Genomic DNA, 22,847 nt, shown 5'->3' on the forward strand with positions numbered 1-22,847 from the left:
GCCCGGGCCGGCACAGGTCACCCACTGGCCTCGGGTCTCGCCGGGTCAAGGCGATCGCGCCACGCGCGGCGGCCAGGGCCCACGTCGTACAGTCTTTTCGATGCGCAGGAGTCGTCCTGTCCCAGCAGCCCTCGCATCAGAACTTGACGAGCGACGCCGCCGGTTGACGCTTCGGCTCCGGGTAGACGGTCTTGAGGTCAAGCGGCTGGGGAAGTGACGCGAGCTCCTCAAGGAGACCGGGGCGGTGCGGCTGCCAGCCAAGTTCTTCCCGCGCCTTCGCGCACGAGGCGCGGAGGTTGTAGAAGAAATCCCCTTCATTCGCTCGGCCATTGAGCTGTCGCATCGTCATGTGATCGACGACTACGATCTCCCCACCGAGGCCGGCCGCCTTACTGACTCCGCGCGCCACATCCATCATGTGGACGGTGTCGGTCGCGGCGATGTACTGCCCGCGTGTGGAGGGATTGTTGAGAGCGATCGCGTACAGGTCGGCGAGATCATCCACATGGACGAAGGTGAACGCGTTGTCCGTGTTGCATGCGTGGACCACCCCATGCTTGCGAACGTCGTTGAACGATCGCCCGACCGGCCCGATGTAGCCGCCGCCCCGCCCGTACAGCTGGCCCGCAGCGATGATGATCGCGCGGACGTCCTGGACCGCCAGGAGCTTCTGGGCGATCTGAAGGAAATGAATGTAGAAGTGCGGCACGGTCATCGGATCAGCTTCGGTGACGACCCGCTCGGGGAAAGCACAGCCGGTGTCGAGCCAGCCGCCGGTGCCGCCTGTCCAGATGTAGGGCTTGTCCGTGCCGGCCAGGGCCTCCAGTACAGCGTCGGTGGTCGCCACGGCTTCGTGCACCGTGTCCAGCGCCTGAACCAGGAATCCGCCCGTCGTGATCTGCACCACGCCGTCGGCCGCCCGCGACTCCTTCTGAATGATGTCGACATCGCCGAGCGCGCCACGCACAGGCTCGATGCCGTCCTCGACGAGCTGGGCCGCCGCCTCGTCGCTGCGTGCCAGTCCCCGCAGCTCGTGCCCTTCAGCGAGCAGCCGTTCGCAGACGACCGATCCGATGTAGCCCGTGCCGCCCATGACGAAAAGCTTCATCCTGCTCCCCTTCCGTGAACGCACATCGTTGTGCGATAACGGCGATGCTACGCGCCCTCGCGCACTTATTGCAAGCACGCGTGCGTTAGATTGGTGGCATGGCAGAACCAGTCCGCAGAACAGGCGGCCGCAGCGCTAGAGTCCGACACGAGGTCCTCGCGGCCACCCAGGCCCTCCTCCTTGAGGAGGGCCTGGAGGCGACGACCATCACCGCTGTCGCCGAGCGTTCAGGGGTGCACCACACGTCGATCTACCGCCGCTGGGGCGACCGCGCCACGCTCGTGCGCGATGCGCTACTCGGAGCCGTCGACAGCGCGGTACCCGTTCAGGACACCGGCAGTCTGTACGACGAACTCGTCCAGATGCTGGATGATGTGCTGGCGATGTATCAGTCTGCTCTTGGACCTGTCCTGCTGGACTTGATCCGTTCCAACGAGCCGTCGCTCGCCGAGCTTCAGGTCGGCTACCTCGACGAGCGCCTCAAGCTCTGCGCTGAGGTCATCGAGCGGGCCAAGGAGCGCGGCGAGCTGCCCAGAACGGTCGACCACCGCCTGGTTTTCGAACTCCTCATCGGCCCCGTGCTCGGCCGCGCACTTCTCACCGCCGACGGCGTCAGGTCCCTGGACTCTGCCGCCATCGTGCGGGCAGCGCTCTACGGCGTATGCGACGGCCAAGACCGCGAGCTACCGCGACATCGCACATAGGGAAGTCGTGCCTCAGGGGTTGATCTCGGCGGGGATGGTGTCTGACCGTCGGTGTTGGTGGGCATGGCCGTTCCGCGGTTCCGCCGACGGCACGGGCTCCTCAGCCGCTCACTGGTCGAAAGGGCAGGACCTGACGCCACCCGGGCCAGGGCGGCGTCCGCCGCGGGCGCACATGCGACGAGCGGGCTTCCGGAACCGATGGAAGCCCGCTCTCGTTGTGCCGACGTCCGGTTCTCAGACCGGGTTGATGTGGTACGTCTGGCCGGCTGTCGTCTGGACCGTGATCACACCTCCCGGAGTGGTGTACGGCACCGGGTCGCCGGCCGCGTCGGTCACCGTGAAGGCCGTCGTCCACGGGTTCTTCACCCGCAGCGTGCCGCCCACCTCGCTCCGGACGTCCACGTACTCGACCTTGCCCGCCACCTTCGAGCTGGAGACCACGAACGCGCCCTTCTGGCGAAGTTGGTAGAAACTCGCGTCCTTGGCCGCGGGCCAGGCCGGGAAGAGCGAGATGACGGCTCTGTCGCTCTGCACCAGCATGCTGTTGATCGCCTCGGTCGCGCCCGACTTCTCGATACCGTGGTTCGGGTCGGTGATCCGCAGGTTCGGCGCCGTACGCGTCGAGATCACCGACTTGAACGTGTTGATGAGCTGATCCGCCGGATAGCCCACCCGCGCGGCCTGATTGAAGATCTTCGGGAAACTGTTCTCCTGGCCCCACGAGTTCATCGCGGTGACGGTGTCGCGCGCGATCTGGAGCTGGCCGGCGTCGGAGTTGACGCCCAACTGGTCGGCGGGCTGAATGAATTCGAGGTTGATGGTGTTGTCACCCGGCCGGATCAGCCGGGTGTCCGTGCCCTGCATGCTGCTTGCCAGTGAGTAGACCGTCTTGCCGTTGAGCGTGGTTGTCGGCTGGCCCGGCAGGTTGTCGAGGATGTTCTGCCAGACCGCCCGGCGGTCGGCGTCGACGTTCAGCTTCAGGCTGCCGGAAACGGCGGCGGTGAGCACCTGCTTGAGCATGCCGATGTCGGGCGAGGAGTTCTTGCCCCAGGTGCCCTCGTGCGGGCCGCCCCAGAGCGAGTACGCGCCGGTCGCGTCCCGCTCCAGCCAGTACTCGAAGAACTGCGCGACCTGGCTCAGGAACGGATATCCCTTGGTACGCAGGAAGTTCTCGTCCTGGGTGTACTCGTAGTACGCCACGAACTGCGTCGCCGAGAAAAGGGAGTTGGAGACCTGCTGGTGGTACTGGTCGTCCGTGGTCGAGCCGCTCGCCGAGCCGAGCGGGCTGATGCCCACCGGGAACAGGACACCCGACGGCACGCCCCCGCTCGGGAAGCGCGAGTTGACGTAGCCCTGATTCACCCGCCGCAGGTCCTGCTTGGCCCGGCGCTGTGCCTCCGGCACGTAGGAGAGGATCGCGTCGTGGAACGGCAGCGCGAGGTCGGGGCGGTTGCTGGAGTAGACCCCGTAGAAGGGCGCCTGTGCGTTGTAGTTGAGATGGAGGTCTCCGTCCCACATCGGGTCGTCCGTGGTGGTCCAGATCCCGAAGATGCCGGGAACGGTCTTGCCCGCGCGGCTGGACGCGCCGATGAAGTACTGGGCGGGGTAGTAGTACCTCTCCAGCGCGGAGTCGTTCAGGTTGACGGCCGAGCGCATCCAGAAGTTCTTCCACCAGGCGACCCGCTGGGTGTCGAGCGTTCCGATGGAACCGGCGTTCTCCGCCCGTACCTGCGCCACCGCGGCGTCGCGCGGAGCCGTGGGATTCCGGCCGCCACCGGCGACCGCCGTCACCAGCGTCACGGTGCCCCCCGCGGGAACGGTGAAGACCGTCCGCGCCGTGGGGCCGGACGAGGTGGGCGGCTGTACGGCGCTGGCTCCGAGCACCGTGGACGCCAGGGCCGCGCGGGACACCCAGTTCGGTCCCGACGGTGTGGCGCGCTCGGCCCACATCACCCCGCCGTTGACGCCGGACGAGTTGCTGTACTGGGAGTTGGGGCTGCCCATGGCACCGGCGAACGTCGACGCCTGGAGCCGCACCGGCTGGGCACCGGTCGAGGTGACCGACGTGACCATGATGTTCTTCTCGGCGGCCAGCCATGTCCTCATCGACAGCGGGGTGTTGTCCATCGACACGGACGTGGTGACCGAACCGTCGACGATGTGCTGTTCCTCGCGGAACGGCTGCGCGGGCGGGGTCGTACCACCCGCGCTCGCGTACAGTTCGATCTGGCCGACGCGGGCGCGGGGATTGTTCGTCGAGTCGGGTGTGGTGTTCTGCGTCGGTTCGGTGATGTGCAGACGGACGTACCGCGTCTGTACGGCGGTGACGGTCCGGTCGATGACATCGGCGGTGTTGTTCGTGACCGTGTTGACGGTGTTCCAGGTGGTGCCGTCCGCGCTGGTCTGGAACGTCAGGTTCTTCGTGTTGAACGCCTCGTTCCCGGGGCGCGCCGCGTTGTCGTTGCGCACCACGAAGCGCGCGATGGTTTTGACGGAGCCCAGGTCCAGGGCGATCCACTGTGGTTTGCCGATCGCCGAGACCCAGCCTTCGTACCCGCTGCCCCACTGCCCGTTGACCGCGCGGGACGCGGCGAAGGAGTCGGTTGTGCTGCTGGCGGTCGCCGTGGCGCCGAGCGCGAGGTTGGCGTTGTCCTGCTCGGTGGCGCTCTGGATGGTGACACCGCCGATGGGCGCGGTCTTCGTCTGCGGGTTCCCCGCCCAGAAGTCGCCCTTGGAGACGTAGAACGACTTCACGCCCGTGCTGCCGCCGGAGGTCACTCCGACGTCCCCGTTCCCGAGGAGGGCGGTGTCCGGCATCGTGCGTGACACCGATCCGGTGTAACTCTGGTTCGTCCAGGTGCCCTTGATGCCCTCCAGCTTCGGCCGCAGGGTGTTCCACTGCTCGGCCGGAGTCGGCGCGACCGCCGCCCCCCGGACGGGCGCGGCGACCGCGGGTCCGGCCAGCGCGCCGCCGGGGACGACGAGGGGTATCGCCACGGCGAGCGCCAGCAGCCCTGAGTGGCGCCGTATACGGCCAGTACCGCGGAAGCGTGACCGCGTCGTTCTCTCCTGCCCCATCTTTACTCTCCTTTGAGCGGGGGGTGGTACGAGAGGTGAGGTGGTACATGTACGGGGGGGTGCGTGTGCGAGTGGTACGTGTGCGAGTGGTACGTGTGCGAGTGGTACGTGTGCGAGTGGTGCGTGTGCGAGTGGTGCGTCTCATGGTGGGCGCCGTCGGCCGACGGCGGCCGTCAGCGGCCCGGCCTCGGGAGTCCGAAGCCGATCGCCCGTACGTGGTCGAGCTCGCCGTACGGGCTCCGTACCGTCCCTATGTCCTCGGTCAGGCTCTCGATCCCGGCCTCGATGCCGAACAGTCCGGCGATCACGGCCTCCGTCACCGCGACGGCCGCGTTGCTGTCACGGTTGGCGACCCCGCGGCCCGCGACCCGGTAGGTACCGTCGTCGGTGACCTCCATCGCCTGCCCCCACAGCCCGCCGGACGTGGCGCGGTGCGCGCGGCGCAGTACGTCCGCCGCGATGTCGGGGTGGCCGAGCCGGCACATCCCGAAGGCCGTGGCCCCCGGCCATGCGGCGAACGCGCCCGCCGCGCCGTGGTCGGGCCGGTCGGAGAGAGGGGCGATCGGGTCGCCGGGGTCGAGCGCGCGCATCCAGTCCCCGTCGATGAGGTGCTCGCTGACGAAGCGGACCATCGCGTCGCCCCGCTCCGGTGACAGGTCCTGCGGCATGTCGGCGGCGACGAGCTCGAAGTCCAGGCAGTGGCCGATGACTTCGTCGCCCTCGGGGTGGGCGATCATCCACCGGCCGTCGCCCGCGTACTGGCCGAGTACGGCCGCGGCCAGCTCGTCCGCCTCCGCCGTCGCCGTCGCCGCCTCCGCGTCGCCGTCATCGCCCAGCGCGCGGAGCAACGTGGCGAGGGAGCGCAGCATACCGACATACCCGGCGTTCAACGACACAACGCCGTCACGGTAGTTGGGGACACACTCCAGCAACTCCCAGGCGTCGCGTCCGAAGTCGGCGAGCACTCCGGCGCCGAATGCCCCCCGCAACCCGCGCGGCCGGTAGGCCATCGCCCGCAGATGGTCGAGCACGCTGAGGCCGCCGGGCTTCTCGTCCAGCAGCGTGAGGTCGCCGGTCACGCCGACGTACGCCTTCACCGTACGGAAGAGGGAGTGGTCGTTGGCCGCGTAGTGGTTGCCGACTGGCAGCAGATTGCGGGTATCGAAGGAGTGGCAGTGATCGTACGGCTGCGCGAGCGCGGCCACGATCCAGGCGCGCAGCCCGGCCGGTTCCAGCAGGGCCGCCGTCCTGGCCCACTCCGACTGGTCCCAGAAGAAGGTCGTGGTGGCACCGAGACGCGGCCCGCCGGTCAGGAACACCGGGCCGATCGGGCTGACGGTGGTGTTGCGCAGATAGATCGCCAGCAGCGCACCGAGATAGTACGTACGGGCCAGGTCGGCGTCCTCGGTGCGCAGTGTGGGCAGATGGCCGGAGAACTCCGTGTTCCCCGGCTCGAAGGCACTGTCCCACGTCGTACGCCACCGCTCGGCCACCGCCTCGAATTCGGTGGCGAAGGAGGCCGCGACGGCCGCGGCGTCCCGCGCGACCTGCTCCGCCGACACGCCGATCTCCAGGATGATGCCGAGTGTGGTCCCGGCTCCCGGCTCCAGCGTGACATTCCAGCGCCCGACCGCACGCGCACCGGCCACCTCGACGGTGTCGGGAGCCGCCGCGAAGGCGTAGACGCAGCGTGCGGCCGATCGGGTGTCGGTGACGGAGACGGTGGCGCCGTCGGTCGTGGCCGTCCAGCGCTGTCCCTCCCACCAGAGTGACGTTGCCAGTACGGGCTCGCCGTCCACGCTCAGCTCACAACCACCGTCGCCTATACGAACGCTGACGGTGTGCCAGCTGCCGACGGGCAGCGGCTCCGGGGAGAGCAGCAGCTCGCCCGCGATCCGCAGCGTCAAGCGCCCATCTTCCAGGGCGATCTGGAGGGAGTCGGGGTGGTTGCCGTGGGTGAGGACGACGCCGGTCACGTCCGGCTCGTCGACCCGTATGCCGCAGGCGAGGACATCCCCGCCGCGCAGCTCCACCGTTCCGATACGCAGATCCGTGCCGGCTTCGACCCTGTACTCCGCCCCCGACCCCGACCCCGACTCCGACTCCGACCCGTCGCCGAGCGGCATCAGCGGTCCGTCGCCCGCCGGACGTACATGGACCGACCTGACGCGGCAGGCCGCGCCCGGCGCCCGTACCCGCCCCGCGTCCTTCGTCGAGTGGTCGGGCAGCTCCGACTCCAGCAGCATCGGCGCGGTGTCCTCGTCGCGCTGGATCCCGGGGATACGGGGGCTGCCGAGCCGGACCCAGCGCTCGCCGATGGGCAGGAACTGCACCTGGCGCGGGCTGTCGGCCGTGGCCTCGTCGCGGATGCGCTCGGTGGTGAAGTAGTCGTGGTGATGCCCGGCATTCCACGGGCTGCCGTACAGCCAGCCCCAGTCGACGTCGGAGTGGGCGAACATGGCCAGCAGCTCCTGCTCCACCACGGCCGTGACCTGCTCCGGCGTATCGTTGCGGAGCGTCAGACGCCACATCAGACGGCTGCGCTCGTACCCCATGCGTACGTCGGTGGTGATCGCCAGAGCGCTCGCGGTGGCCGCGCGCTCCACGCCCCAGGGGGACCAGCGCAGCCGCTCGGCGACCGGCACGCGGCCGTCGATCCGCAGCGCGCCGGTATGGTAGCCGCCGCTGTACGGCGCGAACGCGAGCCAGGACAGCGACGTCAGGTCGGCGTTGACGTGCCCCTGGCCCCACTGGTTGCGCAGCGAGGGCAGGTGGTTCAGCGCGGATCGCTCCAGCCACTCGCCCGCGAGTGTGTCGAGAGCGGGAACTCCGCTGATGTGCTCGGTCACTTGGAGGCTCCCGACATGAGTCCATGGATGAACTCGCGCTGACTGACGAGGTATCCGACGACAGGGATGATCGCGGCGAGGAACATGATTCCGAACAGCTGGCTGTAGTCGGTGGAGTAGGCCCCCAGCGAGACATAGATGCCGGTGGTGATCGTCTGGCCCTGGAGCGGACCGAGGATGAACTGCGGGTTGAGGAAGTCGTTCCAGACCCAGAGTCCGAGGAAGATGGCCACGGTGGCGGTGGCCGGGCGCACCACGGGGAACACGATCCGCCACCACAGCCGCAGGTCTCCGGCGCCGTCCACCCGGGCGGCCTCGATGACCTCGCGCGGGATGGTGCGCAGGAAGCCGACGTACACGAAGACCGCGAACGACAGGTAGCCGCCACCCACGTTGGACAGGATGAGGCCGGCGTACGAGTTGGCGAGGCCGATCTCGCGCAGCAGCGTCACGATCGGGAGCAGTACGACCTGCGGGGGCACCATCAGGCCGAGTGCGAAGACCGCGAGCATGGTGTTGCGGACGCGCGGGGTGCGCTCGGAGATGTAGAAGGCGAGCATCGAGCTGAGCGGCACGAGGATGACGAGGGTCGCGACCGTCACGAAGACCGAGTTGAGCAGTCCCGCCTGGACGAGATTGTCCGGCCGCCGCAGGGCGTTGACTATGTTGTCGAAGGTGAACGGTACGGGCGGGGCCGCCGGGTTGGCCAGAATCTGGTCCTGGGTCTTGAAGGCGCTGACGAACGCCACGTACACGGGCAGGATGAACGCCAGCGTGATCAGCCAGGCGCCCAGGAGACGGGACTTCTCGCGGAAGAACAGCCGCCGTGGCCCCTGATTCCGTGACGGGTCCGGCCTCCGGGACGCGTGAGGTGCGTTGGTCTTCCGCGGCCCGGATACTTCGCGCGGTGCGACGGGAGCGCTCACAGGTTTGTCTCCCTTCGGCGCAGCAGGGCGGTGACGCCGTACGAGACGACGGCGGTCAGCACCAGGAGGAACATGGCGATGGACGAGGCGTAGCCGAACCGGTTGTCGGTGAAGGCCACGGAAATCAGGTAGAAGGCGGTCGACTTGGTCGAGTCCGCGGGGCCGCCGCCGGTGAGGGCGGCGATCACGTCGTACAGCTTGAGTGTGGTGATCAGACACAGGACGACACTGATCGTCGTGCCGGGTGCGATCATCGGCAGGGTCACATGGCGGAAGCGGCCGAGGGCACTGGCGCCGTCCATCCGGGCCGCCTCGTACAGCTCACGCGGAACGGACTGGAGCGAGGCCGTGTACACGACGGTGGCGAAGGCGATCGTGATCCAGCTGACGACCACGATCACCGAGAACGTGGCGAGGCTGGGGTCACCGAGCCAGGAGACCGGTTCATCGATCAGGCCGATCTGCGCCAGCACGGTGTTGAGCAGGCCGTTCTGGGTGAGGATCGACTTCCAGATGAAGCCGACGATCACGCCGGACAGGACCTGCGGAATGAAGATGAGGGTGCGCATCACACGGTAGTTGGCGGTGGACCGGTTGAGCAGCATCGCCAGCAGCAGACCGACCACATTGGCGATGGCGGTGACCGCCACGACCACCACCGTGGTGAACAGCAGGCTGGACACGAGCCGGTCGTCCCCGAACAGCTCGCGGTAGTTGGACAGGCCGACGAAGTCGCTGCCGCTCTGGAGTGGACTCTTGTCCGTGAAGCTGAGCCAGAGGCTCTGGACCAGTGGGTAGAGCAGGAACACCCCGTACAGAACGGCCGCGATCAACGCAGCGGGAGCCAGCCCGAAGCCGCGGCCCGCTCGTGGAGATCGACTGTGCACAGCTTGATCCTTCGAGTTGAGGGGCGAAGCGGCGGGCCGCGGCTGGACGTCCATGTACGTGATCTGGATACATGGGTCTGACAACGATGTCAGAATCCGTCCGGACCTCGGCCCGCCCGCTTCACCGGCGGGCTCCGCCTACTTGGCGGCCTTGTCCCAGTCGGCGTCGAACGTGGCGAGCAGCCCCTTGGTGTCGGAACTGGTGAAGAGCTTCTGGGACAGGGAGTTGAACTGATCGACCACGCCCGGCGGCAGCGCGTCGTCGTTGTTGACCCAGCCGAAGGCGCTGACCTTGCTGTTCCGGTCGGTCACGAGCTTGTAGCCCTCGGTATAGATCGGCGTGACCTTCGCGCCGAAGTCGTCAAGGGTGACGCCCTTGAGCATCGGGAACGCGCCGTCCGTCTCGATGAGCGTTTTGAGATTCGGCTTGGACAGTGACCACGTCTGCGCGAACGTGGTCGCGTCCGCGACATTCTTCGACTTGGCGTTGACCGATGTCGTACCGCCCGTGTTGAACGGGACGACCGGCTCGCCCGTCTCGCTCGGCAGCAGGAACGTACCGAAATCGTCCGCCGATTCCGCCGGGATCTGGCCGATCAGCCAGCTGCCCATCGGATACATGGCGCTCTCGCCGGCCAGGAACTTCTTGTTGGCGTCCGCGTAACTCACGCTCAGCGCGCCCTTGTCGAAGGCACCGGCGTCGATGAGCTCGCGATACTTGCCCGCGGCGGCGACCACCTCGGGGTCGGTGAACTCGACCTCGCCCTTGTAGCGCTTCTGGATCCACTCGGGGTCGGCGCCCAGCACGTCGGCGGTGATGAGACCGGACAGCGGGATCGCGGCCGACCATGGCTCGCCGCCGGCCATCTCCACCGGGGTAACGCCGGCCTTCTTGAGGGTGGTGACGACATTCATGAACTCGTCCCAGGTGGTCGGGACATCGAGTTTGTGCTCAGCGAAGATCTTCTTGTTGTAGAAGACCATCGGGACGATCTGCGAGTTGGTCGGCGGGATGTACGTCTTACCGCCGATCGCGTTCCCGTTGGGGTCGGTGAAGTGCTCGTCGAGCCACTTCTGGTCGTACGCCTTGAGCAGCCCGGCCTCGGTGAAGTCCTTCGGATTGATCGAGGACAGGATGTCGGGGAACTGGCCCGACGCCTGGAGTTGCTTGGCATAGGCGTTCCGGTCGGCGTCGGGCGAGACGATCTTCTTCACCTCGCTGTCCGGGACCGACTTCTGCGCCTGCGCGATGGAGGCATCCCAGAAGGTGGCGGTCAGCGCCGGGGTTTCGAACGTCATGAACGTCAAGCCGCCACCGCCCGCCACGCTCTGGCCCGTGGAACAGCCCGTGATCGCCAAGACGCTCACCAGGCCACTCACCGCCGCCACGAGAGCAGTTGTGCGCTTCATGTCATCCTCCTTGATGCTTCGCGCGTCGCGGCCGGACCCCGGCCACCGTGTGCCGTCGATCGAACTACCAGAAACACTGTTTCGTATACTTTCCAGAAGGTTAGCCAGCATCACCGCGCAGTCAATACTCGTACCGATCTTTACCTGATCGAGATGTGACGTCAGCCGGCCCACACCCCGAGGGTGGCTGAACTCCCAGTTCAGAAGGGTTATTGGAGTCACCTTGGGGCCACTTCTCAGCGGCTGGTCCACACCGGACATCGATCAGGGTGCGACGATGAGGAGGACTTTGTACCACCCCAGCTGAGGCGCCGGAAAAAATATGATCGAGAAGGGCTACCCTCTTGGAGACCGATCACAGGAGCAGCAGCATGGCAGGTACGCCCCGGCGACAGGCTCTCGCCGACACGGCCTACGACACGATCCGTCGACGCCTCGTCGACCACGAGATAGAACCGGGGACGAAGCTCAACATCAACACTCTGGCCCTGGAGCTGGAGATCTCCCCGACGCCGCTCAGGGAAGCTCTCGCCCGTCTGGAGGCGGAGGGCCTGGTGATCAAGCGTTCACTCGCCGGATACGCGGCGGCGTCGCTGCTGAGCACCCGGAGTCTGGGCGAACTCTTCGAGGTGCGGCTCCTGTTGGAGCCGACCGCGGCCGCCCATGCCGCGACGCGGGCGACGGAGGACGATCTGCGTGAACTCGCCGAGATGCTGGCCGAGATGCGCAAGGCGACGGGTGACTTTCGCAGCCGTGCAACGCTGTTGCTCTACATGCACCACGACTCCGTGTTCCACGACCGCATCGCCCGCCTGAGCGGTAACGGATTCCTCCGCTCGACCCTGGAACGGCTCCATGCGCACACGCACCAGTACCGGCTCTCGTTCCGCGAGGGCTGGGCGGAGGCAACGTGCACGGAGCACGAACGGATCCTGGAAGCGGTGAGCGAGAGCGACGAGGAGACGGCGGCGGCCCGGATGCGTACGCATCTGCGCAGGGCGCACCTCCGGCTGACGGACGCGGCGGCGCGGGACTGAACTGGCCGGCACTCCGGCCGGCCTCATTTAACGCATGGCCTGTGCACTAAATGCGCTGAGGTACCGGGGTTCAACGCGCAACGCACACCATGTGCGCTAGCGTGGGAGAGTGGCCAACCCTTCATTTCAGCGTGCGCGCTCCGCCGAGAACAAGCGCCAGAGGTCGACCGCGCTGATCGAGGCCGCGCGGTCCCTGGCACTGGAGACCGGTGTCGCTTCAGTGACGCTGACCGCTGTGGCCGACCGCGCGGGGGTGCACCACTCCGCCGTGCGGCGCTACTTCAGTTCACACAAAGACGTTCTTCTCCACCTGGCCGCGGAGGGCTGGACGCGCTGGTCGGACGCCGTGTGCGACGCACTGCGGGCCCGTGTTCCCGCGACCCCCGCGACCGTGGCCGAGGTGCTGGCGACCACGCTGGCCGAGGATCCGCTCTTCTGTGACCTGCTCGCCAACGTTCCCCTGCACCTCGAACACGACGTCGATGTGGAGCGTGTCGTCTCGTTCAAGCGGGTCAGCCGCGCGGCCGTCATGTCCATGGCCGAAGCGGTCGGGGACGCGCTGCCGGGTCTCGGTCACCGCGACGCGCTCGACATCGTGACGTCCGCCAACGCCGTCGCGGCCACTCTCTGGCAGGTTGCCCACCCGCCCGAGACACTGGCGCGCGCCTACGCCGAGGACCGGACCATCGCGCCCACCTGGGCCCTCGACTTCGCCGCCACACTGACGCGCCTGCTGACCGCGACCTGCGTCGGCCTCCTGGTCCAGGCAACGGTGTCAGGCACGGGAAGGCCGTGAACCAGGCATCCCCTTCCGACGGGTTCAGGGGACCCGGACCTCGCGTGCGGACAACGGCCTCCGGGCGCACACACTTCCGGCACCGGATCGCAGCCCAGTGATGCGCTGGCACAAGCCACAGTCGTCGCCCCTGTACTTCTGACCGCGCCGCCGGGGACGCGGACAGCCGTCGTACGCGCCGGCCCGGCGCCCCCTCCCCCGGTCCGGCAGCTCCGCCCGGGCGGAGCGCGGGCGATCACGGCGCGAATAGTGCACATGGTGTGCGTTGCATGTCGATAGAGGCCGCCGTAACATCTTTAACGCACGAGCTGTGTGTTATCCATCGGCCGACCGTCCGTATCACCGTCGGCCCGCCACCCGACCCTGGACAACAAGACAGGAGCCACTCGATGGCATCCAAGACCTGGTTCATCACGGGGACCTCGACCGGTTTCGGCCGTGCTCTCACCGAGGAACTGCTCGCCCGCGGAGACCGCGTCGCGGCCACGCTGCGCCGTCCCGCCGCGATCGACGACCTGGCCGCCCGGTACGGCGGCCTCCTGTGGCGCGCCGGACTCGATGTCAGCAAGCCGGCTCAGGTACGGCAGGTCGTCGATGACGCCTTCGCCGCGCTCGGGCGGATCGACGTCGTCGTGTCCAACGCGGGGTACTCGCTGGTCGGCGCCGCCGAGGAACCCACCGACGCCCAGGTCGAGCGTCAGCTCGACACCAACGTCCTCGGCTCGATGACTCTGGCCCGCGCGGCGCTGCCACACCTGCGCGGCCAGGGCGGCGGTCATCTGATTCAGCTCTCCAGCATCGGAGGACAGGCCGCCTTCCCCTTCGTCAGCATCTACAACGCGACCAAATGGGCCATGGAAGGTTTCTACGAGGCGCTGGCCCAGGAAGTCGCCGGGCTGGGCATCGCCACCACCCTGGTCGAGCCGGGCGGATTCCGCACCGACGCCAACAACCGCAGCGTGGACGCCGCGCCCGCGCTGCCGGTCTACGCCGAACTGCGCGAGCGGCTGCTGGGCAATTTCGCCGAACCCGTCGGGGATCCGGCCAGGCTCGCCACCGCGGTCATCGCCGCGGCCGAGGCGGAACAGCCTCCCCGCAGGCTCTTGCTGGGCAGTGACGCCTACGCGGCGGTGCACGCCTCCCTCACCGCCCGGCTCCACGAAACGGAAGCCCAGAAGGAGAGCGCCTCCCGGACCGATCACGCCTGAGCGGCCCCCGGACGGGGAAGCGCCGCCAGGTGGCGTGCGGCGCCCGTCAAGGAACCGTCAGGTTGTGGGAGGTGGTTCCGTCAAGTGAGGCGGTTTTGATGGGGGCTTCGCTGACCGTCTCTTACGGAAATGAGCTGTGATCATGGCTGTGCTGCTTCATCGGTGGGGGGTGTTCGCGGTGCGTCGCTACCGTACGGTGCTGGCCACATGGCTGCTGGTCGTCACCGTGACCGCCGGCGCAGGAATCGCCTTCGCGGGAAGTTTCGACGCCAAGTCGGACATTCCGGGGTCTGCCGCGCAGAGCGCGCTGGAGAAGATGGACCGCCATTTCGGGGCTTCCGACCGCAAGAGCGCACAGATCATCTTCGAAGCCCCTGAGGGCACCACGTTCAAGGACCCGGCGAACGCCGCCGCCCTCACACGCACCCTGACGGCCGCTGCCACCGTCCCCGGCGTGCTCTCGGTCAGTGATCCGATACGCGGCCGGACCGTGACGCCGGACGCGAGGACGGCTCTCGCCCGGATCGAGTTCTCCGTGGCCCAGGACCAGGACGTCAGTGGGAGTGACCTCGCTGCCCTGAAGGACACCGCGGCCGGCAGCCGTGCCGCGGGGATCGATGTGCTCTTCGGCGGCGACGCCTACAAGGAGTCCAGAGCGCTGGTCGGACCGATGGAAGTGGCCGGTGTCCTCGTGGCCCTGGCTGTTCTCGCCATCACCTTCGGATCCCTGCTCGCGGCGGGGATGCCCCTGGTCACCGCCCTGCTCGCGGTGGTCGCCAGCATGGCGGGGCTGATGGGCCTGTCCTCCGTCGTGGGCATCTCGGACAATGCCCCGACTCTCGCGATCATGCTGGGGCTGGCGGTGGGAATCGACTACGCCCTGTTCATCGTCTCGCGTCACCGTACCGAGCTGGCGCAGGGCCGCGGTGTGACGGAAGCGGCGGCCCGTGCGACCGCGACGGCCGGAAGCGCCGTGGCCTTCGCGGGCCTCACGGTGATCATCGCGCTGGTCGGGCTGACGGTCGCCGGGGTTCCCGTGCTCACGTCCATGGGACTGAGCGCGGCAGCCGCCGTGGCTGTCGCCGTCGCCATGTCCCTCGGCCTGCTGCCCGCGCTGCTGGCGCTGGCCGGCGAGCGGCTGCGACCGCGGCCCGGTTCCCGTACCGTGCGCCGGATGCGGGACGCGGCCAATCCCCGTAGGCGCCCCTCGATGGGAGCTCGCTGGGTCAGTCGTGTCGTACGCCACCCCTGGCGGGCCCTCATCACGGTCACCCTGGGGCTCGCGGTGCTCGCGATACCCGCCCTGCAGTTGCGGCTGGCACTGAGCGATGACGGCAGCGGACCGCAAGGCACCGCGGTCCGGCAGACCTACGACAGGATCGCGGACACTTTCGGCCCCGGAGCCAACGGGCCTCTCGTCATCCTGGTCACCGACGCGCCCGCCAAAACCCTGACGACCACCAGCGAGGAAGTCGCCCGGGAACTGACGGGAGTGAAAGGCATCGCGCGGGTGAGCCCCGTGGACTACGCCGACGACGCGGCCGCCGCACGGGTGCAGGTGATCCCGAAGACCGGGCCCCGTGATCCCGCGACCAGTGAGCTGGTCGCCGAGCTCCAGGACCGTGTCGCTCCGCTGGCCGACCGGACCGGCAGCGCTATCGCGGTCACCGGCCGGACGGCCGTCAGTATCGAGGTCTCCGACAAACTCAGCGGTGCTCTGCTGCCCTTCGCCTGTGTCGTCGTCGGACTCTCGCTCCTGCTCCTCATGGCCGCGTTCCGGTCCGTGGCCATCCCCGTCAAGGCCACCTTGGGTTTCCTTCTGTCGGTCGGCGCGTCCTTCGGCGCGATCGTCGCCGTCTTCCAGTGGGGGTGGCTCGCCGACGCCCTCAATGTGCCCTCCACCGGGCCGATCGCCAGCTTCGTCCCGATCATCGTGATGGCTGTCCTGTTCGGGCTGGCCATGGACTACGAGGTCTTCCTCGTCTCGGCCATGCGCGAGGAGTACGTGAAGAACGGGCGTTCCCGTGCGGCGATCGTCGATGGCGCCCGTCACTCCTCGCGGGTCGTCACAGCCGCCGCGCTGATCATGGTGGCGGTCTTCGCGAGCTTCCTGTTCACCCACGATCCCGCGATCATGCCGATCGCCCTGGCGCTGGCGGTCGGTGTCCTGGTCGACGCGTTCGCGGTCCGTATGACGCTGGTCCCGGCCGTTCTGTCGCTGCTCGGCGACCGGGCGTGGTGGCTGCCACATCTGCTGGACAAGTGGCTGCCCAACCTGGATGTTGAAGGGGCACACCTGAACGACCCGAACCCCGACCCTGAACCCGATCCCGTGCCCCTGACCTACCAGTACGGTTCCCAGCAGGACGTCTCCTCATGAACACCCCGGACACGGTCCTCGTCGTCGAGGACGACGCCGGCATTCGCGACCTGATGATGTCCGCCCTGCGCTTCGCGGGGTTCGATGTCCGCCTCGCCCAGGACGTGCCCGAGGCCCTGACCAGCCTCGCGCGGCACACCCCGGACGTCATCGTCCTCGACGTAGGCCTGCCCGGAGGCGACGGCTTCGAGGTCCTGCAGCTGATCCGCTCCAGGGGGATCACCGTGCCGGTGCTCTTCCTGACGTCCAGGGATGCCATCGAGGACCGTGTCCGGGGCTTCCAGCTCGGTGGCGACGACTACGTCACCAAACCCTTCAGCGTCGTGGAAGTCGGCGCCCGCCTCCATGCTCTGATCCGCCGCTCACGCGGCAGCGCGGGCCCTCTCGGCGGCGACGGCGTCCTGCGCTACGCCGACCTGGAACTCGACGACACGCGCCACACCGTGCGCCGCGGCGGCGATGTGATCAACCTGTCACCCACCGAGTTCCGGCTCCTGCGCTTCCTGCTGTCCCGGCCCGGACACGTCCTGACCCGCTCCCAGATCCTGGAAGCGGTCTGGCAGTACGACTTCGGCGGTGACTCCGTCGTCGTCGAGCGCTTCGTGTCCAACCTGCGCCGCAAACTCGACCACGGCCGCGAACCCCTCATCCACACCGTCCGCGGCATCGGCTACAGCCTGCGCCGCCCCACCACATGAACCGCCCGCGTCTCTCCGCCCTCAAACCACGCCGGCTCACCACCATCCGCGGGCGGATCCTCATCGGCATACTCGTGCTCCTGACCGCCGGACTCGTCGGCAACTCCATCGCCAGCGCCCTGACCCTGCGCGACTACCTGCACCACCGGGCGGAGACGACCCTGCACGCATCCGGCGCCCGCGTCCACCAAGCGCTCGTCAGCCAACCCCAGACAGTCGACGGAAGCCAGCTTTCCGCCCTGATCGAACCCATCCTCGGCATCACCGTCATCGGCGACGACGGAAAGGTCGCCGTCCAGGCCGGCGACGGCGTACCCAAAGCCATCAACGCGCTGACCGCCGACCGGTTCGACCAGCTCGTCACCATCGACGGCCACGAGTCGGTGCCCGACCTGATCGCTCTGCGCGTCCCCACCAGCGGTCTGACGGTCAAGACATCCGAGGGGGACGTGGCCTCCACCGCGGTCATCCTCACCGTGCGCACCGACATCGACCAGGTCACCGTCGCGGACTTCATCTCCGGCCAGGCGTCCATCGTCGGAATCACCCTCGTCCTGACCTTCGCCACCGCACTGCTCATCCTGAAGGTCGGCCTGCGGCCTCTTGGCCGCATGGCCAACGCCGCCGACGCCATCGCTTCCGGCGCCCGCGACGAACGCCTCCCCACCTACGGGGAGCGCACCGAGACCGACCGGCTCGCCACCGCCGTCAACCACGCCTTCGACTCCCAGGCGCGTGCTGAAAGCAACATCCGGGCCTTCGCCGCCGACGCCTCCCACGAACTGCGCACCCCTCTGGCGACGATCTCCGGCTGGCTCGACCTCTACCACCAGGGCGGCCTCACCACCCCCGCCGAACTCGACCGGGCCCTGGAACGGGTCGACGGCGAGGTCGGCAGAATGCGGCTCCTCGTCGAGGAGTTGTCCCTGCTCGCCCGCCTCGACGCCGGACGCCCCCTGGAAGCCCAGCGGGTCGACCTGCGGCGCCTCGCACTCGATGTCGTCCAGGACGCCGGCGTCGTCGCTCCGGACCGCACCATTCGCCTGCACGCCGCCTCACCCGTCCATGTGAGCGGAGACGCCCCCAGGCTCCAGCAGGTCCTCAACAACCTCATCGGCAACGCCATCCAGCACACACCGGCAGGCACAGCCATCACCGTCACCGTCACGGCATCCGAAGGCGAGGCAGTCATCCGGGTGACCGACCAGGGACCCGGAATCGCGCCGGACGACCTCTCCCATGTGTTCGACCGATTCTGGCGGGCCGAGGCCGGCCGCAGCCGCGCCCGCGGCGGCTCCGGTCTGGGCCTGGCCATCGTCCAGGCCGTCGTTCACGCCCACCACGGAACCGTGCGCATCACCTCACACACCCGAGCCGCGACAGGAACCACCGTCACGGTGACACTTCCCGCTCTCACACCGGAGCCGCACCCGTGACCGTCCACCGGCACCGGCCGTACCCCGTGGCGGCATCGGAGCGGACACACCCGGCCACACGACACCCGGCGCCGCCGAACCGAAGACGGTGCTCATCCCCCGCAGGAGCGCACCTGACCGGGAGGGCCGGCTCCGCGGTGGATCGTCAGACGGCTTGCCGGCGGAACGCCGTCAGCTCGGCGATCAACTGATTCAGCGCCACCATGGGCTTGCCCTCGCGCTCCCCGGCCGCGACGTGGTCCCGCAGCAGTTCCAGGTCCTGCTGTGCGACCTTGCCGCCGTGGTGGAACGCGTTGAACGCGCTCGCGTCCAACGGCAGGGCCTTCTCCTCGAAGGCCGCCATCATCCGCGTCAGGCTCTCGCTCCCCATGGTCCGGCCCGCGGGGCCGTACTCGTCGAGGGAGACGATGTCCCGGACCGCGTCGACGGCGAGTTGCCAGGTGTCCTTGTGGTCGGTGAGCTGTGCCGCAGGGGGCCAGCCCATCAGCTCGCACGCCGCGAAGATGGGGAACACGATGGCCACTTGGGCCGGGAACTGGCCGTGGTCGACGATGTCGCAGTGCGACACGCCGCAGGCGTCGTAGAGCGCCTTAAAGCGGGCAGCGACGGCGGGGAACCTGTCCTCGACCGTGAAGCTTCCCGTGGGCATGGTGCGGTAGGCCATGTCGGCCTGAGCCAGGAGGGCGGGGTCGGTGGGCGGGTGGATGGGAAGGTCGGCGGACGCGACCTGGTGGGCCAGCAGGGTGAGCGCTCCGCTGATGACGCGTTCCTCGTCGAGGCCGAGTGCGTCGAGACAGTGCCGGCGCAGACCGAGGCCGATGCCGCCGATGATGACGACGGCAGAGGTGTCGCGGACGGCGTTGCCGAGGTCGCTCAGCAGGGCGGTGCCCTCGGCGGAACGTGAGGAAGCGCCGTCGAGGGTGACGATCACGTAGTCGTAGGCGCGGTCGCCGACCTCGGTGACATCCGAGAGAAGCCGGTAATCGGAGAAGGGCCTCAGGCTCGCGTCGTCGTAGGAGTACAGCACTTGGGGCTGTGACAGCTTCTCCACGCGCTTGGGACGCACCAGGAACGTCACCTCGGCGCCGGCCAGCCGCAGGTGGTAGCCGGACATGAGGCCCATCGCTCCGGCTCCGACGATCAAGATGTTGGGGGTCGGCGGTGTGTTGCTGGACATGGGTGCTCCTGGTGTCGGGTACGGGGCTGACCGCGGGGTGATACGCGGAGGCGGTCACTGCCACAGATTAACTGACCGATTCGGTCAGACTATTCCCGATGCGGTCAGTCAATGTTTGGGGTGGTCAGCTCGCGCTAGGTTGAGCGCATGAGAATCCGGCCCTCCAAGGAGGAGATCGACGAAGAGGTACTCGACATCGCCGCGGGGCTGCTGGCCCGCCGAGGCGTGAAGGGCACCTCGATCCAGGCCGTCGCCGATGCCACGGGTTACTCCAAGGCCGGCATCCTCAACCGTTTCACCAGCAAGGACGCTCTGATCGAAAGGGCAGTTCAGCAATGCGGGAGTCAGACCCGCATCGCCCTTCACTCCGTCAGTGACCTGCCCTGCGGGCCGGCACGCGACGCGGCTGCCCTCACCGTGCTGACCGACCTGGCACTGCGCAGGCCGGGCTACATCACCCTCGTGTCCGCGTTCATGACATCTCTTGAGGAGCCGCACCTGCGGCGCGGCCTGGAACGGCTCGGCGAAGACTTCTGTCGCATGTTCGGCCTGCCGGGACCCAGGCAGGGAGACCTCGAACGCTGGTGCCGTGTGATCGGAGCCCTGGGAGCCCTCTGCACACTCGCCGTCGCCGCGCCGGACCACGCCCCCGCGGTCACCCCGCCGCAGGCTCAGCCTCACATCCTCGCGACGGCGTGGAGCGCTCTCGGGCACGGCATGGCACTGGGCGACGCCCAGGCAACCGCGGCCACCTGAGCGCGCGTCGCCCGGCGGAGCTCCAGCAGGGTCGCGGCCGCGAGCAGCGAGATATCCGGGCCCGATATCAAGGCTGGTCAGCCGCCTGTGGCGAATGCCGCCGGCGAACGCGGCAGGAGGACTGGGCGCTGACCGACGAAGCGGGCGAGGTCACGCATGATGGCCGGCGCCGCCTCGCCGGTCGAATCGGACTTCGTCGATCTCCATCAGCAGAGCCTGGCCCGGGGCGAGCGTCGGCATGGGCAGGCCCGCCCTGGTCAGGATGGTGCCGGGGAACGGAACCCAGCCGTCGAGCGCCGCCGTGTACCAGGCAGGTCCGCTGCCCTGGTGCAGCAGGGGCAGCCCGGCCTCGCCGCGGATTCGGACGCGGTAGGTCCGCGCCGGGTCGAGGCCGGGCAGCCGGACCCGGCCCGACTGACCGTCCGCCGAGGTCTCGGTGCGGGCCCAGCAGTAGAGGGCCGAGGCCGCGTCTCGTGCGACGACACCGTGCAGGAGGGTCGTCTCGTCGTCGAGGTCCGCTCTGACCACCCGGCCGCTGTGCAGCAGGGGGCGCAGTTCTTTGTAGAGCGCCGCCCACTGGGTCAGCGCGGCCAGTTCTTCGGGGGTCCTGGCGGTGAGGTCGTCTTCGATGCCCGCGTGGCCGAACAGCGCGGTGATCTGCCGGAACGAGGCGTCCGTGGTCCGTCCCGTGGTGTGACCGCGGGGAGCACCGACGTGCGAGCCGATCAGTTCGGGCGGCAGCAGTTGAGCGGTCCAGCGCTGGATGCTCTGGCGTTCCACCGGGTCATTGCAGTCCGACGCCCAGACTCGGTCGGTGCGTTCGAGGATGCCGAGGTCGACGCGGCCGCCGCCGCTGGCACAGGACTCGATCTCCAGCGCGGGGTGGCGGGACTTGAGTACATCGATGAGGCGGTAGAGGGCCTTGGTCTGGGCGTGTACGCCGGGCCGGTCGGCGCCGTGCGCGGCGCGGTGGACCGCTTCGTGCAGGTCACGGTTGTGGTCCCACTTGAGGTAGTCGATGGCGTACTCGGTGACGAGCGCGTCCAGCGATTCCAGGAGGTAGGCGAACGCGTCCTCGTGGGCGAGGTTGACGACGTACTGGTGACGGGCGCTCGGGCCGAGACCCGCGGACGGGCCGAGGATCCATTCGGGGTGCTCACGCGCCATCCGCGAGTCGAGGTTCACCATCTCCGGCTCGACCCAGAGCCCGAACTGCATGCCGTGGCCGTGCACCCGGTCGGCCAGTGGGCCGAGTCCTTCCGGCCAGACCGTACGGTCCACTGTCCAGTCGCCGAGTCCCGCGGTGTCGTCGCGCCGGCCGAGGAACCAGCCGTCGTCGAGCACGAAGCGTTCCACCCCGGACGCGACGGCGAGGTCGGCCAGGTCCAGCAGCCGGTCCTGGTGGTGGTCGAAGTAGACGGCTTCCCAGGTGTTGAGCGTCAATGGGCGTACGGTTGCCGGGTGTTGGGGGCGGGATCGAATCATGTCGTGGAAGCGGTCCGCCAGTCCGTCCAGGCCCTCGTCCGACCAGGCGAAGAGGCATTCGGGTGATGTGTAGGTATCCCCGGGTGCGAGCCGGATCTCGCCGGGGGCGAGCAGTTCGCCGCCGCCCAGTACCCCGGAGTGCGCGCCGGCGCCCTCGGGCAGCCGCTCGGCCAGCCAGCGTTGATTGCCGCTCCACGCCACGTGGAGGGCCCAGACCTCACCCTTGCGGAATCCGAAGCCGGGTACACCGACGGTCAGCAGATGCGGGGCGTCCTGGCCGGGGCGTCCCCTGCGCACCTCGCGGACGTGGCTGCCGTGGGCAAGCCGGCCGCGCTGCGGGGAGCGTTCGCGGCACCACTTGCCGGTGAAGTCGAGGATCTCCTGTGCCCGGCCGGGCAGCGGGAGCATCGTGGTGGAGCCGGTGAGATCGTACGGAGCTGCTTCGTGCGGTCCCAGCTGCCGGCCGTCATCCGTCGCGGTGGGGCGGGTCATGCGGGTGCGGACGCCCAGGATCCCGGACGCGTCCAGGCGGTAGGTGAGGGCGAGATCCAGGCCGGAGCCCTCGTCCCGCAGGTAGACGGTCAGTTCACCGGGACGCTCTTCGGCGCCGGTGAGACGAACCCGCGGGGTGGTGGCGGCACCACCGCGGTGGCCTTGGTGTGCGGGAGTGCCGGACCAGCCGTCGGCCTCGGTGGGCCAGACGGTGAACTGCCGTGGCGCGTCGATGGCGTTGTTGAGCACGGCGGCCTCTGCCGTCAGGCTCAGCGCGGCCAGGCCGCTGCCGGTCAGTTCACCGAGATCCTCGCCCCAGTGCAGGATCCGGGGCAGCGGGTCACAGAGCTCGACGACGAAGCTCACTCCGGCCGCGCGCAGGTGAACGGTCCGGGTGGTGGTGCGGGTCATGCCATGTCC

The 22,847-nt window shown here is 68.6% G+C and carries 16 protein-coding genes; 8 read left to right on the top strand and 8 right to left on the bottom strand.

The window, feature by feature from the left end; translation table 11 throughout:
• Nucleotides 1-136: 136 nt before the first annotated feature.
• Nucleotides 137-1,108, bottom strand: coding sequence for an NAD-dependent epimerase/dehydratase family protein (locus tag ACFRMN_RS16060; RefSeq protein WP_383019316.1), 972 nt, complete (start codon nt 1,106-1,108; stop codon nt 137-139).
• A gap of 98 nt (nt 1,109-1,206) precedes the next feature.
• Between ACFRMN_RS16060 and ACFRMN_RS16065 the strand changes: the two genes are divergently transcribed.
• Nucleotides 1,207-1,812, top strand: a complete 606-nt coding sequence (locus ACFRMN_RS16065) for a TetR/AcrR family transcriptional regulator (RefSeq protein ID WP_383019318.1) — start codon at nt 1,207-1,209, stop codon at nt 1,810-1,812.
• 234 nt (nt 1,813-2,046) lie between these two features.
• Here ACFRMN_RS16065 and ACFRMN_RS16070 read toward each other — a convergent pair whose 3' ends face one another.
• From ACFRMN_RS16070 to ACFRMN_RS16090, 5 genes are all read right to left on the bottom strand, one after another.
• Entirely contained in the window at nt 2,047-4,890 is a 2,844-nt protein-coding gene (locus tag ACFRMN_RS16070) for a discoidin domain-containing protein (RefSeq protein WP_383019321.1), read from the bottom strand.
• Nucleotides 4,891-5,063: 173 nt separating this feature from the next.
• Nucleotides 5,064-7,739, bottom strand: a complete 2,676-nt coding sequence (locus ACFRMN_RS16075; protein ID WP_383019323.1) for a laminin G domain-containing protein — start codon at nt 7,737-7,739, stop codon at nt 5,064-5,066.
• Nucleotides 7,736-8,665 (bottom strand): carbohydrate ABC transporter permease, encoded by a 930-nt coding sequence (locus tag ACFRMN_RS16080; protein ID WP_383019326.1) that lies wholly within the window; start codon nt 8,663-8,665, stop codon nt 7,736-7,738. Before ACFRMN_RS16080 ends, ACFRMN_RS16075 begins: the two co-directional genes overlap by 4 nt.
• A complete protein-coding gene (locus tag ACFRMN_RS16085; protein ID WP_383019329.1) occupies nt 8,662-9,552 on the bottom strand; it encodes a carbohydrate ABC transporter permease in 891 nt (296 codons plus the stop codon). Before ACFRMN_RS16085 ends, ACFRMN_RS16080 begins: the two co-directional genes overlap by 4 nt.
• A 138-nt stretch (nt 9,553-9,690) precedes the next feature.
• Nucleotides 9,691-10,962, bottom strand: a complete 1,272-nt coding sequence (locus ACFRMN_RS16090) for an ABC transporter substrate-binding protein (protein WP_383019331.1) — start codon at nt 10,960-10,962, stop codon at nt 9,691-9,693.
• 371 nt (nt 10,963-11,333) lie between these two features.
• On the opposite strand from ACFRMN_RS16090, the gene ACFRMN_RS16095 reads away from it, so the two are divergent.
• The 6 genes from ACFRMN_RS16095 (at nt 11,334) to ACFRMN_RS16120 (ending at nt 18,517) form a co-directional block, all read left to right on the top strand.
• Complete coding sequence (locus ACFRMN_RS16095; protein WP_383019334.1) at nt 11,334-11,999, top strand: GntR family transcriptional regulator; 666 nt, start codon at nt 11,334-11,336, stop codon at nt 11,997-11,999.
• Nucleotides 12,000-12,108: 109 nt separating this feature from the next.
• A complete protein-coding gene (locus tag ACFRMN_RS16100) occupies nt 12,109-12,795 on the top strand; it encodes a TetR family transcriptional regulator (RefSeq protein ID WP_383019337.1) in 687 nt (228 codons plus the stop codon).
• Nucleotides 12,796-13,184: 389 nt separating this feature from the next.
• On the top strand, nt 13,185-14,003 hold the full coding sequence (locus ACFRMN_RS16105; RefSeq protein ID WP_383019340.1) for an SDR family oxidoreductase: 819 nt from the start codon (nt 13,185-13,187) through the stop codon (nt 14,001-14,003).
• A gap of 142 nt (nt 14,004-14,145) precedes the next feature.
• Nucleotides 14,146-16,383, top strand: a complete 2,238-nt coding sequence (locus ACFRMN_RS16110; RefSeq protein WP_383019343.1) for an MMPL family transporter — start codon at nt 14,146-14,148, stop codon at nt 16,381-16,383.
• Nucleotides 16,380-17,081, top strand: coding sequence for a response regulator transcription factor (locus tag ACFRMN_RS16115; RefSeq protein WP_383019345.1), 702 nt, complete (start codon nt 16,380-16,382; stop codon nt 17,079-17,081). The genes ACFRMN_RS16110 and ACFRMN_RS16115 overlap by 4 nt, the downstream gene beginning before the upstream one ends.
• A complete protein-coding gene (locus tag ACFRMN_RS16120) occupies nt 17,078-18,517 on the top strand; it encodes a sensor histidine kinase (RefSeq protein WP_383019348.1) in 1,440 nt (479 codons plus the stop codon). Before ACFRMN_RS16115 ends, ACFRMN_RS16120 begins: the two co-directional genes overlap by 4 nt.
• Before the next feature lie 145 nt (nt 18,518-18,662).
• On the opposite strand, the gene ACFRMN_RS16125 is transcribed toward ACFRMN_RS16120, so the two are convergent.
• The gene (locus ACFRMN_RS16125) at nt 18,663-19,694 is read right to left on the bottom strand and encodes a ketopantoate reductase family protein (RefSeq protein WP_383019350.1); all 1,032 of its coding nucleotides are present in this window, start codon (nt 19,692-19,694) and stop codon (nt 18,663-18,665) included.
• Between the two features lie 147 nt (nt 19,695-19,841).
• Between ACFRMN_RS16125 and ACFRMN_RS16130 the strand changes: the two genes are divergently transcribed.
• On the top strand, nt 19,842-20,450 hold the full coding sequence (locus ACFRMN_RS16130) for a TetR/AcrR family transcriptional regulator (RefSeq protein ID WP_383019353.1): 609 nt from the start codon (nt 19,842-19,844) through the stop codon (nt 20,448-20,450).
• A gap of 150 nt (nt 20,451-20,600) precedes the next feature.
• Here the strand turns inward: ACFRMN_RS16130 and ACFRMN_RS16135 are convergent, their stop codons facing one another.
• Nucleotides 20,601-22,838 (bottom strand): alpha-galactosidase, encoded by a 2,238-nt coding sequence (locus ACFRMN_RS16135; RefSeq protein ID WP_383019355.1) that lies wholly within the window; start codon nt 22,836-22,838, stop codon nt 20,601-20,603.
• Nucleotides 22,839-22,847 lie beyond the last annotated feature (9 nt).

The organism is Streptomyces sp. NPDC056835 (assembly GCF_042789485.1).
Lineage (GTDB): Bacteria > Actinomycetota > Actinomycetes > Streptomycetales > Streptomycetaceae > Streptomyces.

Excerpts from the sequence above, each read along its gene's own strand:
- ACFRMN_RS16090 (WP_383019331.1), bottom strand. The coding sequence starts at position 10,962 with ATGAAGCGCACAACTGCTCTCGTGGCGGCGGTGAGTGGCCTGGTGAGC.
- ACFRMN_RS16125 (WP_383019350.1), bottom strand. The coding sequence starts at position 19,694 with ATGTCCAGCAACACACCGCCGACCCCCAACATCTTGATCGTCGGAGCC.
- ACFRMN_RS16105 (WP_383019340.1), top strand. The coding sequence starts at position 13,185 with ATGGCATCCAAGACCTGGTTCATCACGGGGACCTCGACCGGTTTCGGC.
- ACFRMN_RS16065 (WP_383019318.1), top strand. The coding sequence starts at position 1,207 with ATGGCAGAACCAGTCCGCAGAACAGGCGGCCGCAGCGCTAGAGTCCGA.
- ACFRMN_RS16095 (WP_383019334.1), top strand. The coding sequence starts at position 11,334 with ATGGCAGGTACGCCCCGGCGACAGGCTCTCGCCGACACGGCCTACGAC.
- ACFRMN_RS16120 (WP_383019348.1), top strand. The coding sequence starts at position 17,078 with ATGAACCGCCCGCGTCTCTCCGCCCTCAAACCACGCCGGCTCACCACC.
- ACFRMN_RS16110 (WP_383019343.1), top strand. The coding sequence starts at position 14,146 with ATGGCTGTGCTGCTTCATCGGTGGGGGGTGTTCGCGGTGCGTCGCTAC.
- ACFRMN_RS16070 (WP_383019321.1), bottom strand. The coding sequence starts at position 4,890 with ATGGGGCAGGAGAGAACGACGCGGTCACGCTTCCGCGGTACTGGCCGT.
- ACFRMN_RS16115 (WP_383019345.1), top strand. The coding sequence starts at position 16,380 with ATGAACACCCCGGACACGGTCCTCGTCGTCGAGGACGACGCCGGCATT.
- ACFRMN_RS16135 (WP_383019355.1), bottom strand. The coding sequence starts at position 22,838 with ATGACCCGCACCACCACCCGGACCGTTCACCTGCGCGCGGCCGGAGTG.
- ACFRMN_RS16130 (WP_383019353.1), top strand. The coding sequence starts at position 19,842 with ATGAGAATCCGGCCCTCCAAGGAGGAGATCGACGAAGAGGTACTCGAC.
- ACFRMN_RS16060 (WP_383019316.1), bottom strand. The coding sequence starts at position 1,108 with ATGAAGCTTTTCGTCATGGGCGGCACGGGCTACATCGGATCGGTCGTC.